The sequence below is a fragment of the Dyadobacter sp. BE31 genome, assembly GCF_031457695.1.
In the GTDB taxonomy this organism is placed as follows: Bacteria; Bacteroidota; Bacteroidia; order Cytophagales; family Spirosomataceae; genus Dyadobacter.
The window spans coordinates 192,877-207,916 of record NZ_JAVDXA010000001.1; the positions used below are offsets into that span (position 1 = coordinate 192,877).

8 protein-coding genes are annotated in these 15,040 nt (G+C 52.8%); all 8 read right to left on the minus strand.

What is annotated here, in order from left to right; all coding sequences use genetic code 11:
• Positions 1-68 precede the first annotated feature (68 nt).
• Positions 69-2,060, minus strand: a complete 1,992-nt coding sequence (locus J2Y43_RS00820) for a GDSL-type esterase/lipase family protein (protein WP_309981688.1) — start codon at positions 2,058-2,060, stop codon at positions 69-71.
• Between the two features lie 31 nt (positions 2,061-2,091).
• Positions 2,092-3,624: a RagB/SusD family nutrient uptake outer membrane protein gene (locus J2Y43_RS00825; protein ID WP_309981687.1), complete on the minus strand. Its 1,533-nt coding sequence runs from the start codon at positions 3,622-3,624 to the stop codon at positions 2,092-2,094.
• A gap of 28 nt (positions 3,625-3,652) precedes the next feature.
• A complete protein-coding gene (locus J2Y43_RS00830; protein ID WP_309981686.1) occupies positions 3,653-7,066 on the minus strand; it encodes a SusC/RagA family TonB-linked outer membrane protein in 3,414 nt (1,137 codons plus the stop codon).
• Between the two features lie 36 nt (positions 7,067-7,102).
• Positions 7,103-8,113 carry a FecR domain-containing protein gene (locus J2Y43_RS00835; RefSeq protein WP_309981685.1) on the minus strand — a complete coding sequence of 337 codons (1,011 nt, stop codon included), beginning with the start codon at positions 8,111-8,113 and terminating at the stop codon, positions 7,103-7,105.
• Positions 8,114-8,434: 321 nt separating this feature from the next.
• On the minus strand, positions 8,435-8,965 hold the full coding sequence (locus J2Y43_RS00840; protein WP_309981684.1) for a sigma-70 family RNA polymerase sigma factor: 531 nt from the start codon (positions 8,963-8,965) through the stop codon (positions 8,435-8,437).
• A gap of 211 nt (positions 8,966-9,176) precedes the next feature.
• Positions 9,177-10,541, minus strand: coding sequence for an enolase C-terminal domain-like protein (locus J2Y43_RS00845; RefSeq protein WP_309981683.1), 1,365 nt, complete (start codon positions 10,539-10,541; stop codon positions 9,177-9,179).
• Between the two features lie 11 nt (positions 10,542-10,552).
• A complete protein-coding gene (locus tag J2Y43_RS00850; RefSeq protein ID WP_309981682.1) occupies positions 10,553-12,772 on the minus strand; it encodes a PQQ-binding-like beta-propeller repeat protein in 2,220 nt (739 codons plus the stop codon).
• 29 nt (positions 12,773-12,801) lie between these two features.
• Positions 12,802-15,033, minus strand: coding sequence for a c-type cytochrome (locus J2Y43_RS00855; protein WP_309981681.1), 2,232 nt, complete (start codon positions 15,031-15,033; stop codon positions 12,802-12,804).
• Positions 15,034-15,040: the final 7 nt, after the last annotated feature.

Here is a 15,040-nt window from a genome sequence, read left to right on the forward strand (position 1 = left end):
TAAAAATACGAAACCTGACAAGTAATGTCAAATTCAAATCTATACAGCTGTCGGGGATAGCCGTTACCTCAACGTGGAAGTCTCAGCGACGCAACCAACTGCAACGCAGCCTCATCCCGCGCATTCAACCTCAACACCTTCTTTGCATACAACAACGCCCCATCCCGGTTCTCCATTTTATAATAAGCCAGAGCGATACGGTTCAATACAGAAACGTTGGTGGAGTCTGTTGAAAAACTGGAACGTAATGCAATCACCTCCTGCGCAAGCGTGCGCACGGGTGTGAGGTTGAGGCCCGATGTGTTGTTCCCAATCGCATAGTCGAGGTAGGGAATGGCTTTTTCCGGCTCATCTATTTTCAGGAATAATACGAAAAGATAGCGGGCTGTCTCGAATGAAGGTGCCATGCTGAATGCCTTTTGAAAACTGAATAATGCATTTCGCTCATCGCCCAACTGGCCGCTCAGCATGGCTGATTGGGAATACAATGCGGCATCTGCCGGCTGTTCCAGAATCAATGCCTCTACTATTTCCCTTGCCTCGCGGTAGTTCCTACTTTCGATATAATGATTATAGGCCTGATCCATCGCATTTTCCCAGGAAATGCGCCGGTAAGCCAGGTCGAAAGCGACACGCTCTTCGAAGGTTTCCGCTTTAACCGAATCCCTATCCAAAGCGGCATTGAATGGCCAGCTGCTTTTCAGGTTAGCCACTTTATAAACCCCGGCCAGCGAATCGATCGACGGTACCGGCATTTCCTTCCGGAGTTGGGCAAAAGACATTTCCGCACCCGGGGCCGGGCTGATGAACTTCACCTTTTTCAATGCTTCATAAAATGCATCCGACATGAGTGCATAGCCTTTCAGATCAGGATGAACGTGTTCGAGGATCAGGTCCTTTCCGATAATACCGTTCGTCGAGGCTGTTTCAAAAGCACGCTTGACATCCACCAAATGCACGTTGGAATGCTTATCGGCGAGCTGCCTGATGATTTGATTGAATTTTTCCGGTGCGCGGAAACGCAGCCCATCCAGATCCCGCGCCTTTGAAAAATGTCCGCGTGCCGCCGTAGCATTACCCCGGGCCGATTCGAGTTGCCCCAGGTAGTAATGGCAAAGGGCATGTGAGCCGTAGTTTTGATCAGCTTTTTTGAAATAACCATATGCCTGCGCGCTATCCGCTTTTTGCAAAAAATCCAGCGCCATTTGATAGTTGCGGGCGAATCCCGGAAAACGCATACTATCAGCCGGGAAGCTCACGAAAGGTTTGAGGTCACACTCATTACTGACGAGGTTACCAATAAAAACAGGCACATTTTGCCGGGCAAAAATATCCAGCACTTCGCCCATATTTGCCCGGAATTGCTCTACCCCTCGTTCAAACAACTCGGACTGGTAAGGAATCTGTTGCGCAGCTACCATACGTTGCATGCGCGTGCCGTCATTTTCAGGCTTGCCGCGCGCTCCTAATGCCAATGCTTTTTGATAACAATCAGCGGCAAGTTGCATGATTTTAAGGGAGCGCAATCGTAACATAGCATTCACCAAAGCAGGATTCCCACCCAATTGCTCGGTAGAGCCCACACCCATCGCACCATAATATTCATTGTGTCCGGTGTAAATCAAAACCGCATCGGGCTGGTAACCGACCAGCTCGCGCGCGAAGCCGAGCACGGTGTAGGAATTAACGGCCGTGAGGGCCAGGTTGATGATCTCGAAATGCTGGTCGGGAAGCGAGTGTGCGAGGCGGTATTGCAGCCAGCGATGGAAAGAACCGTTGTGAAAATAGGGATAGCCAATGGTTGTCGACTCGCCCAAAACGAAAATGCGACGGGTACCGGGGGCCTTCTTTTTTTGAAAAGGCTCCGCGTTACCGGTCGTCGCATTCTTCTGATTGATGAAGTATCGTTTGGACGCATCAGGGTTTAGGTATAGGTAATTTTTGTTGTTCGGATATGCTATAAAAAGACTGAGGTCGTGGCCGTAATGAAACAGCCGCAAGCCGCATTCCAGCAAAGCCAACACACCAAAAGGAACCGCAACGCTGATGATTTTGAACACCAGCGTGCGGTTACCTTGATTTTTTCTCTGATCAATACCCCTCATTCTGTTTCCACTTCGGATTCCGCGCCATCTCGTTGACCGGGATCGGTGCGAGGTATTTCTGTGCGAAGTTGGTGTTGGCCGGAATCGGGTTCTCTTCCGGACTGCGCTCTGCTACGATTTTGGGCAGAAGTTGCAGCCGTACAATGTCGAACCAGCGCACACCAAACTCACCCGCGAACTCGTACGCACGCTCATACACGACCGAATCACGGAATGCATTGGCCGAAAGTCCGGGTGTGAGGTTGGGTAAGCCCGCCCGCTTCCGTACCTCGTTGATCGCCGCGTAGCTGGCGGCCGTGGGCCCGCCGCCCGACATCGCCGACGCTTCGGCATAAGCGAGCAGCACGAGCGGGTAGCGAATAATGTCATACACTTTGTTTGTACTCGGGTTAATCGAATTAATGGCCGTCTCCGTTTCCGAAACGCCGTCGCCATTCAATCCGGCGCGGAATTTCTTGTAGTACGGATGCCGCGCATGCGTTTCCGGCGAATCCCACGGCACGAGTTTGAACGTCTTGCCGTCCGGCTGGCGCAATTTCAAAGTCGTGTAGAAGGTGTCGTCGGTACGCTTGCATTTCGGGGCCTTTTTGTAAAAATTGATTTCAGGATAATAGTCATCCCAACCACTCGAACCGTTCGTAGCGACTTCGTCCAGAGGCACGCTCGAAGAGCCTGAACTCCGCAATGGCAAGCCACCATTCACATTGTACTGCAATCCAAAAATGGATTCAGGCCCGTTGTTGGTCGTGAAAACCTGCGCATAAGGCGTGCTCAGATTGAATTGCCCTGATTTGATCACCGCATCAGCCTCTGCCGCGGCCTGTGCATAGTTGCTGGCTTGGTTCAACGGCCAGCCGGTCATCGTCAGGTATACGTCAGCGAGCAGCGAGCGGGCCGCCATTTGGTCGGCCTTGCCGGGCGCATTCTCGAATTTGACGGGCAGCAGCTCCTTCGCTTTCTGTAAATCCGCGATGATCGCTTCATACACTTTCTCGATCGGATCGCGGTCCGGACGGTCGTCTACATCAATCGGCGTGAGGATCACAGGCACCGGACCGAATGTGCGCACGAGGTAGTAGTAGCCCAATGCACGCAGGAAGTAAGCCTGTCCGGCCGACTGATTCTTCTGTTCCTCTGTCGAATTCACCTTGGCATAATTCGTAATCACATTGTTGGCCTGGTAAATGCCCTGCCATGGTCCCTGCCATTGTGCCACCATGCTTCCGTTACCGCTGCCTCCGCTAAGCCGGTCGAAAAGGCGGAAATCCTCTTTGTTCAAACCAGGATCGGTCGTGAAATCATCGGAGCCGAAGTAGGAAGTGCTGCGGTTGGTAAAACCCCAGGCACCGTCCCGGGCAAACTGGATATAAATCGCCGACACCGCCCCATCCAGATCCGACTGTGTTTTGAAATAGGTACCGGGCGTCAGGTTCGCCTTCGGGTCCTCGGTCAGGTTCTGGCATCCCGAAAATGCCACCGCACCCAACAGAATCGATAGTATGGAATATTTGATTTTCATAATGCTCTTTTTAAATGTCATGAAACCGTTACAATCCTAGCCGCAGCCCCACTGTGTAAGTCTTCGCGTTCGGGATCACACCCATTTCCAGCCCCTGTGTAATGGCATTGAACCCGTTCGAAACCTCCGGATCGTAGCCAGGGTATTTCGTGATCATGAACAGGTTCTGGCTGCTCAGGTACACTTCCAGGCTGCGGATTTTGACTTTATTCAAAACCAGCGCGGGCACCTTGTAGGTCAGCGACACGTTTTTCAGCTTGATGTAGCTTGCATTGTAAACGTACCGGCTGCTATTGTTAAAGTTCTTGCTGGTATTGCTGAACGCCGGGTTGTCTGTCTCATGCTGGGGCGTCCAGATGTTGAGCGCATCCTGCGTGGTGGCATTGCGCTGGTCACCCAGACCGCCCCAGAGATAAGCGAGGGTTTGCGAGTAAATCTGATTTCCGTGCGTGCCCTGGAACATGAAGCTCAGTGAAAAATCGCCATAGCTCACGTCGTTGATAAACCCGAACGAATATTTGGGCGTACCATTCCCGATCGGCATGCGGTCGGCCGCAGTGTAGGCATGGTCGCCGTCCACGTCGGTGTATTTGGCGTCGCCGGGTTTCATGCCGTATTTGGTCGCTTCTTCGGCTTCGGTGGTTTTCCAGGTTCCGAGGAACTGGTAGCCGTAAAACTCGCCCAAAGGCCGCCCTACCCGCAAAATGGAAGCACTGTTACCCGCCGAGCCAATCCCGTTCACGATCACATTGTCCAGCCCGCCCAGGTCGGTTACTTTATTCCGGTTGAATGAAATGTTGAAATTGGTCGTCCAGCGCAGTTTCCCGGAGGTTACCGGCGTACCACCTACCGAAAACTCGATCCCGCGATTCTCCACGCTTCCGATGTTGCGCAGGTAATCACCGCCGCCCATGTAGAATGGCGCCTGGTAGTTGTAGAGCAAGTCCGAGATATTCTTCTTATAGGCATCAGCCGTGAACGTCAAGCGGCCACGCAGAAAGGAGGCATCCAAACCGACGTCAAACTGCTCGGTACGCTCCCATTTGAGGTTTTTGGAAACCGGCGCACCCAGCGGCGTCGAAACACTCGGCGTGGAACCGTCATAATAATAAGCCGGTTGCGGGCCGCCTGTGCTGATCTGCGCGATGGTTGCATAGGCACCGACAGCCTGGTTACCGGTTTGTCCGTAGCTGGCGCGCAGTTTCAGGTCGGAAAACACACGCGATTCCTTCATGAAGTTCTCATTAGCCACATTCCAGCCCAACGCCAGTGAAGGGAAAGTGCTGTACTTCTGGGTCAGGTGCGAGGAGCCGTCGGTGCGGACCGCCGCCGTGAGCAGGTATTTGTCTTTGTAAGAATAGTTCACCCGGCCCATGTACGACTGCAATGCATCCTGCGAATAGCCCGAGCTCGTCAACTGCGTAGCACCGAGGCTCAGGTTGTAATATCCCAAAGCATAGGACGACAGGTTATTGGCACGCGCATTAATGGAGGTATTGTTCCCGTTCTGCTGCTCATACAAAGCCGTAACCGTGATCGAGTGGTCACCGAAGGTGTTTTTGTAGGTCAAAAAATTGCTATTTTGGAAAAAACCTCCCCGCGACGCATTGCCTTCTGCATACAAGACCCCATTACTGGTACCCGGCCCAAACAGGTTTTGCGTGAAGCCCGTGCGAATTTCGTAGGTATTAATGGTCGTAAACGAAAGCCCCTTCAAAATGCGGTAGGTCAAAATCGCCGTTCCGGTCACATTGGCCTGGCGGTTGTCGAACTGCTGATTGGTCGCTCTTGCAATAGGATTGTACTGGATAGAACCATAAGGCGCCGTGTAAATGAATTGGCCTGTCGCCGGGTCGCGTACGGGCGAGGTCGGGTCCCATTCGGTAGCCTGGGTGAATGGATCCACCAAATCGCCGGAATAACCATTATTGCGGCTTTTCGGCAGCATAGCCGCGACGTTGAATTTCAAATCGATTTTGTCGTTTAGCTTGGCATCAATATTGGCGCGCAGGGTAGTCCGCTTATAATATTGGTTCAAAATCAAACCCGGCTGGTCGAGGTAATTGGCCGAAAACAGGTAACGGACATTCGAAGAACCGCCCGATACATCGAGCTGGTAATTCTGGATCCACGGCTCCTCGTGCAGCTCGTCCTGCCAGTCGGTACCGCCACTGGCTTTCAGTTCAGCTAGTCGCTGATCAGAAAATGCAGCCGCATTACCGGTTGACGCAAACTGCGCGTTCACCGTCCTTGCAAAGTCATAAGCATTCATCAGATCCAGCTTTCTCGGAATACTCGCCTTGCTGAACCACGTGCTGAAATTGACCCGTGCCTTACCTTCCTTACCGGTTTTAGTGGTAATCAAAACCACGCCATTCGACCCTCTCGAACCATAAATTGCAGCCGACGACGCATCTTTCAGGATTTCCAGCGACTCGATATCGTTGGGGTTAATGGACTCGATATTCCCTCCCACAAAACCATCTATTACATACAATGGCTCATTGGAACCGGTAATGGAGTTAGCGCCGCGAATGCGCACATTCAGTCCCCTACCCGGCTGCCCGCTCGAACTGGAAACCGTGACGCCGGACGTGGTACCCTGCAAAGCCTGCTCCACACGCACCAACGGACGCTTGGCGATTTCCCGTGCCGAAACGCTACTGGAAGCACCGGTAACATCGCTTTTGCGCTGCTCGCCATACCCTACCACCACGATTTCGTCCAGCCCACGCTCACTAACCTGCATACCCACGTCAATGCTCGTGCGCCCGCCCACGACCACCTCCTGGCTTGCATAGCCCACGAAACTATACACCAGCACGGCGCCGGATGCCGATTCATCAGGGATTTCGAGCTCATATTGGCCTTCTGCATTGGTGGTAGTGCCGCGTTGCGTGCCTTTGAGCACAATGCTCACACCCGGTAATGCATCGTTTTTCTCGTCGGTCACTTTACCACGGATGTTGAGCACCTTCGGCGCATTTTCAGGACTGATCGTGCTCGCTCCCGGATGATCATCCAGCGAAGTCTGCGCATTCGCAGGTAATGTATTAGCCGGCGGCAGCTGGATTTGCCTCAGGCTTTGTTTCAGCTCCCGCACCGAGTTCGAATCGGCGTCTTTCGGAAAAATGGCGTAGATCTTGCCATGTTTTTTGTATTCCAAACCATTGGCTTTCAGGATGCGGTCGAGGGTTTCCTCGATGCCCTCGCCATTACGGCTCTGATATTGCACCTGCAATGACTTGATCTTATCATTGTGGTACATAAAATATACGGAATGCCGCTTTTCGAGGTCGCGCAGGACCTGGTCGAGGCTTCGGTAGGATGGCTGCTCGCTGCGTTGGGACTGAGGCACCTGCCCGCGGGCAAACGTCTGGGCATTCGCCACAGAACCGCCCACGCATAGCATTCCCATCATGAGTAAGTTGATCTTTTTCATGAGCAATGGTTGAAGGTTTCGAAAAAATTTTAGCTGTTAGTCAGGGCGGCCACGGATCGTCACCCGTTGCTCCTCGTGTGTAATGGTAATGGGGAGAATGCTTTCCAGCGCGCTCAGGAGATCGCCCATGTTGTCGGTTGGGACCACGCCATTCACGGTTTGCTTTTTCAATGAGTCATTTTCAATAATAACGGTTACTCCATACGTTTCCCGGATCAGTACCGCGATTTCGGCCAGCGAAGCGTCATTCAGCGTCCAGCGATTGTTCTTCCAGGAGTACATCGGGCTGGCGTCGGGCAGGTGGCGGACGCGCAGTTTCTGTTTGTCCCGTGAAAAATCGACCAGGTCGCCCGGTTTCATCTGAATCTCCTTTTCCGAGCGGTCATTCAACCGCAAATGCACGAGGCCTTCGCTGAGTACGACCTGCGTCTGGTCCTGCCGGGTATTCACATTGAACTCCGTTCCGCGCACTTCCACATTTAAGTCGTGGGTATGAACGGTGAATTTGACCGCACGGCCCGCCTTTTTCAATTTACTTACACTAAAAAAAGCCTCCCCGTCCAGCCAAACTTCCCTTTCGGTGCGCCTGCCCCAGCGATCGGCCACGCGCAGACTTGAATTGGCATTGAGCGTCACCAATGTGCCGTCGGGCAGCAACACCCGCCGCGATTCGCCGAATGCAGTGTGATAAGTAAGTTTCTGACCCGTCCGATAGAAATAGCCACCCAATGCGACCAGCAGCAGTACCACCGCCGCGGCAGCTTTCAGCCAGATCGTCCGGTTCGGGAAAAGAATGACTTTCCTGTTTTTTCCCTCTTCAATACCCTGCCAAATGCGGTCTACGGTTTCCGGGCTCGGTGCAGGAGTTTCCTCGGACGAAGCCAGCAGCACCATCTGACGTGCCAGCTCGATGTCCCGCGCTTTCGAAGGATTGTTACGCAGCCAGTCGAGCCAGAGGCGCTCCGTTTCCGGAGTAGGATGAAGCACCCAGCTGCAAAAAAATGCATCGGTCGCAAAATCCTCCGGGTCAAATGACAAATAATTCATGAAAAAATCTGGTTTTCATCCTCCGAAAACAAAATGGAGAAAAACCGGACGGATTACCCCAGAGAAAGAAGTTTTTTTAAAAAAAAGAATTAAAACTGCCTGGTCCTAAAAATCCGCCGCTTCTGGTCCGTCATTTAAAAATGACGGTAAAGGATTTGTCTGTTGCCGGTCAGTTTTTATTAAAATGACTGTAAAAAAGTAAATCCGCCGCTTCTGATCCGTCATTTAAAAATGACGGTAAAGGATTTGTCTGTTGCCGGTCAGTCTTTATTAAAATGACTGTAAAAGTAAATCTGTTGCCGTCATTTTTAAATGACGGTTTCAGGTTAGTGGAAGGATTAATAATGCAGTTAAAATGATCTCAGAATAGCCCGACAATAGCTCCCGAAGCCCCTTCATCGATTTTTGGAGCGTGTTATGCACCGATTGCAGCGAAATATTCATGATCTCGGCGATTTGCTGGTGGTTGAACTCGTGATAGTAGCGCAGGTTCACCACTTCCTGCTGGCGCGGGGGCAGTTGCGTGAGCGCGCGGCCGAGCACCCGTGAGCGGCCTTGTTCACGCTCGGTGTCGATGAGTTCGCTTTCGGTGGAAACGGAAAAGAACCGGTGCTCGAAAGCGGAAATCTCCGCCCCGGCACCGGCTACGTTTCGGTTTAACGGGTGCTGCGTGATCTTGCGGCGCAACACCCGGAAAAGGTAGTATTTAATGCTATCGGTATCCGAAAGCCTCTTGCGGCTGTTCCAGAGCTCGATGAACATGTCCTGGATCGAGTCTTCAACCAACTGTGTATCGGCGGTCAGTTTATGTCCATACCGGTACAGCATCTCGATATGGGATTTGTAAAGCATTGAAAAAGCCGTTTCATCCCCGTTTCGGAAACTTCTCCACAAGTCTGAATCATTCATAGGAAATGGTGCCGGAAAATTGGTCGATAAGTCCGGCAAACCTAAAATCCCACCCTTAAAAAAAGCTTAACAAAGCATTAACAGACGCCGTTTCAGACCATTTTTTTTAACAATTCCTATAAAAAATAGGCCATTAACATTTAACTACTGGCTATCAAGGCTTTAAAAGTGTCCCATCGCTCTTCCGCACGGTCCACCGCGACTTCGTACCGATCGGATATTTGGCCGCTTCCTTCTCATTAATGTCGATCCCGAGGCCTGGCGTTTCATTTACATAATAATAGCCGTTCTTGATTGTCGGGCAGCCGGGAAAAACTTCCTGCACTTTCTCGCTGAACCGCTGCGACTCCTGGATACCAAAGTTCCAGACCGCGATATCGATATTATTGTTAGCCGCATGTCCCACCGGCGAAGTGTCACCCGGGCCATGCCACGCGGTTTTCACGTTGAACCACTCCCCGAGCCGCGCCACTTTCATAGCCGGGGTAATGCCCCCGATTTGCGAGATGTGACAGCGGATGAAGTCGAAAAGCTGATGCGCCATCGGATCGCGGAATTCGTTGATATTATTGAAAAGCTCGCCCATCGCGATCGGCACCGTGGTGCTCTGGCGCAGCTGTTTGAACCAACCCATGTTCTCGGGCGAGAATGGATCCTCGATGAAATACGGGCGGTATTCTTCCAACCCTTTGATCATATTGATCGCGTCCATCGGCTCCACCAGCTCATGCATATCATGCAGCAGCTCGATGTCTTCGCCGCATCTTTTACGCACCATTTCAAACATCTTTGGCACGCGTTTCAGGTAAGTGCGCTGGTCGGAAAAATCATCGGTAGCTCGTCCGAAACCAGCCGTTTTGAAGTCTGGTTTGATTTCGTCCATAGCCCCTACCCCGCCGTAACCACCTTGCTGGATGCGGATATGACGGAAACCTTCCGATATGTATTGCTGCACCTTGTCGGCGATGGCCTCGGGCGTAGGCCCGCTCGCGTGCGTGTAGGTATCCACCGCAATACGCGCTTTGCCCCCGAGCAACTGATGAACCGGCATTTTGGCGCGCTTACCTTTGATATCCCATAGCGCCTGGTCGAGACCCGACAATGCATTGTTCAGCACCGGACCATTGCGCCAATACGAGCTCACATACGCCGATTGCCACATATCCTCGATATTATCGACGTCTTTGCCCACACAAAACTCGTTCAGATAAATATTCACGGCGGGTATGACTACCATCGCACGCTGCGTAAATGTGGCGCAGCCGAGGCCGTACAAGCCCGGTTCGGACGTTTCTACCTTCACAATCACCAGATTGGAACCACCGGGAGCTGTGGTAATGGCTTTCACGTTGGTAATAGTTACCGGTGCCATTCCTTTGGCATATTGGGGCGTTTCGTAGCGCTCGGCACGGGCCCTGGGGCTGTCAAACAGCGACAGTAAACCGGCTGCCGAGCCCGTCGCGAGTAGCTTCATCGCGTTCCGGCGACTGTTTTCCGCAGGATTTTCTTTTTTGTTCATTATGTACAGGTTTAGTGTTTCAATGCAAAAGCGATGTAATTCCCGCCTATTTTCTGCCCACGGCCGCCACCAGCCGCGATCACGATGTACTGCTTACCGTCGATCTGGTAGGTGATCGGCGTAGCGAAACCGCCGGCGGGAAGTTGGTATTCCCAAACGGTCTTCCCGGTTTTCTTATCGAATGCGCGGATCTTTTCGTCTTTGGTGCCAGCTATGAACACCAGACCTCCGGCCGTCACAAGCGGGCCGCCATAGCTATCCGTGCCGGTAATGGGAATGCCTTTCTTTGTAAGCTCCGGATATTCGCCCAGTGGCACACGCCAGAGGTATTCGCCGGTATTGAGATCGATCGCATTCAATGTACCCCAGGGCGGCTTTACGCCCGGATAGCCGTTCTGATCCGTGAAGCGCTGCCAGGTTTTGCTCACGTACGCGGGCATGTACGGGAAGCCGTCCTTGCCGGCAGGCTTGGCGGCATTAGCCGTTTTCACCGGTGCCGGGCCTTCTTTTTCACGGTTTAAGAGAAAATCTATCAATGCGTCGTGCTCCTTGTCCGACAAATGCCCGAACGAAGGCATGCGGCCGCTGCCGGTTTTGAGAATGGCTTTAATCTGCATCGGACTTAGTTTTTTACCGATGTCCACCAATGCAGGCAACTCCGGCCCGCTGCCTTTCCGATCCTGCCCGTGACAGGCCGCACAATTAGCCAGATACAACGAGTTCCCCAGCGTCCGTGGCGCTTCGGATTTCTTCTGCGCGGCATCGACCATAATGAGCTCCCAGGGCTCTTCATTTACATTCTGATAGAAAACACCATCCGGATCGACCGCATTACCACCCCACTCTGCCCCACCGCTGTAACCAAACAGCAATGTGCCGGTAGTGCTAGGCGGAGCGAATTTATGGTCTGTTTTAATTTTGCGATAACGCTCCTTCACATAAGCATGTGCCTCGGGGGAAATATCAGTAATATCCGCCACTGTGAAAACCTGCCGTGATAACGGAGCCGGTTTCAATGGAAATTTCTGAGTCGGGTAAGGATGTTCGCCGGGAAGACCATTGATAGGTACTTTTCTTTCTTCAACCGGAAAAACAGATGTTCCCCTATCGCGATCCAGCATGTAAACGAGGCCGTCTTTCGTACTCTGAACGACCACATCCAACCGTTTGCCGTTATGGGTGATGGTCGTGAGATTCGGCGGGCTTGGATGGTCACGGTCCCAGAGATCGTGGTGAATGGTTTGATAATGCCATTTCCGCTTGCCGGTTTCGGCGTCGAGCGCCATAACGCAGTTGGCAAAGAGGTTGCTACCCTTGCGGGCACCGCCGTAGAAGTCGGAGGCCGGTGATCCTGTGCCAAAATACACGACGCCCCGTTTTTCGTCGAGGCTCATGCCGCTCCAATTATTGGTCGCGCCGATCGTCTTGTAGGCATCCTTCGGCCAGGTGTCGTAGCCATATTCGCCTGGTTGCGGGATGGTATGAAAAACCCATTTCAAATCGCCGGTAACAACGTCAAACGCGCGGATATGCCCCGGCGCAGCATCGCCGGATTCGGAAACCGCCGAGCCTAATATGAATGTATTTTTGAAAACGATCCCCGGACTCGTAGCATTCACAGAAAGCTTGCTTACATCGTGGTCCAGCCCGGTTTGTAATCCGGCGTGAATATCTACCCGACCATCTTTTCCAAAACTCCCGATGATGTGGCCTGTAACGGCATTCACCGCATATAAGCTCGACCCGACCGTGTACAATATACGTTTGTCATCACCATTCTCCCAATACACCACTCCCCGGTTCGAATTGAGCCGGTCGTCCCTCATTGGTTCGAATTTCCAGATCTGCTCGCCGGTTCCTGCTTTCAAAGCAAAAAGCTTCAACTCCGGCGTGGTACCATACAAGACACCGTTCACGACAATCGGCTGGCATTGAATGGCCCGGTTCCGCTGCCTGCCCGGATTGGCCGGATCGGGCTTCTCGGACGCGTCGTACATCCAGGCTACCTGCAAGCTCTGAACATTACCGGTATTAATCTGGTCCAGGGGGGAATAGCGGTTCCCGGCCTTGTTACCGCCATAATTCGGCCAGTCGGAACCAGGTCCCGTTTGTCCGTCAACCATTTGTCCCGAAAAACCGCTGCCCAACATCATCGCCACGCACAATGCACCCACTGACAAGCCTATGCCCTTTTTCCAAAGCGCCGACTGCAAAAACTGCTCGCTTCCCATTAATCTCAAAGTTTCGGTTAGAGTTTCAGTTACTGGATCGACAGCTCGTCCAGGGTATATGCCTTATCGCGTGATACGGTTTGCTCCCGGATCGTTTTCACGTCGGCCGGACGCACAGGTGGCGAATTCGTAAACTCATACCGCACGTAACTGAGCACGGAAGCGATCCATTCGTCATCGTTGTCCTTCATCGAAGGCATTTCCGTCGGATAAGTATTCCCCTCGATCGGTCCCGACAAGCCGTGCAGCAGGATCCGCACCGATGCGTGGGTGTTGTTCCGGTTCAACCGGCGCGATCCGGCAAGCGGCGGTGCGGTTTTACTCGTCAGGCCCTTTCCATCGGCACCATGGCAAGTCGCGCACAGCGATTTGTAGATCACTGAGCCATTCATCACCAACGTCCTGTCCGGCACGTCTAGCCGCCCCAGTTTCATTCCGAATTTCTTGGCATCCTCATTTTTCTCCACGCTGCGCTGTGCACGTGCCAGCACTTCCGCGCCATTTGCATTCCTCACAATTTCACCGGCCAATGCTTTCGCTTTCGGGGACTCGCTGTATGCCAGCGAGAATATCAGCTGCATGCGTACGTCGGCAACGGGATCAGACTTTAATGCTGCCAGCGTTTCCACCATCGCGTCATTCTTTTTCAAATAGGGCTCCGTCATGCGCACGGCCGCTTTGCGGATTTCAAAATCGCTGTCTTTCAATGCGCGCGCAATGGTATTCTGGTCCAATGCATTCAACCCTTCCAGCGTCCACAATGCGTGCAAACGGGCAAGCGCCGATGGTGATTTGATCGCCTCATTGCTTTCACCCGCGGCAATCGCTTTCAGCAGCGGTACCACCGATTGGTCGTTGCGTACCACGAGTTCTTTCTGTGCATTATCACGCCACCAGCCGTTGGGATGGCCGAGATAACTCACCAGCTTTCGCGAAGTTTCGTCCAGCATTTTCGGCTTCGGTCCGGGCGCCATGCCGTCGTGCACGAGGCGGTAAATGCGGCCGTGCTGGATGTTTTTATCGAGCCCCAGTCGCTTGATCTGCGGGCGCAGGTAGCTTTTCGGCCCTGTCCAGTTGCCTTCCTGAATGATCCCCCGGTTCATATCTACAATGTATAAGCAGCCATCCGGCCCCGTGTACATATTCACCGCACGGAAGTTCATGTCCGTGGAAGCAATGAATTCCTCCTTATCGTAAGCATTTTCGAGTGTGATCTTGCCATTCTTGTTGATCACCTTCGCGCGGCGGATAAGCCTACCAACCGGCTCGCTGATCAGCAAATCCCCTTGCAGATCGGCCGGAAGCTTGTCGCCCCGGAATATCACCTGCCCGCAGCTGGCCGTGAAATGGTTGAGCGTCGTATCGGCACGCAAGCGTTTCAAGCCACCTTCCACATCAGGTGTTTTAATAATTGGCCATACCTCGTTGAATTCCTCCTTGTACTGGTCCGCAAACTCCATCCTGCCATACACCGGGTTAATCTGGAAACCCAATACCGGTGTTTCACCACCCGCCGAAGAGAAGTACAAACGACCGTAGTTGTCGTGCGTGAGCCCCCATTGTCCGTTCGAACCGCTTGGAATGGAATCGGCTTTCAAGACCCCATCGGTATAGCGGAAGCGCACGGCATCCACAGCCATGTAAATCCAGTTATCGACATTCCAATCGAGGCCGCTTCGCTGGTGTTCCAGGTTTCCGGGTGCCTTTTTATCGGGCGTGTAAACCGGGCGCTTTTCGTCGGCTACACCGTCCTTGTTATTGTCTTTATAGCCATATACATTGTAAGTATCGGTCTCATTCACAAGCAATTCATTACCTACACAAAGCAACATCCTCGGCAAGAGCATTTTATCGATAAAAACCGAACTCTTGTCCATTTTGCCGTCATTATCGGTGTCTTCGAGCAGCATTACCCGGCTGGTGGGCGCGTGCTCGTCCGTACCCTCCACGTCCTGCATATACGTGTTGAGCTCGGCCACGTACATACGCGCGTTGCCATCCCAGGCAATGGCCACCGGTTCGTGAGTCATCGGCTCGCTGACCACCAGTTCGAGGTGGTAGCCTTTGGGTAATTTGAATGTTTTAATGCTCTGCTCGGGCGTCAGGTGAGCCGGCGAAGGGTTATCGGTAAATGCGGGAATGGCACTCACCGACGCATCCGTGGTGCGGAGCATGTCGTTTTTTGACCCGCTTTGCCTCGATATCTGACAGGTAACCAGTGTGGCCGCCAGCACTCCGGCGACCCAAATTTTCTTGTTCATGGTGATA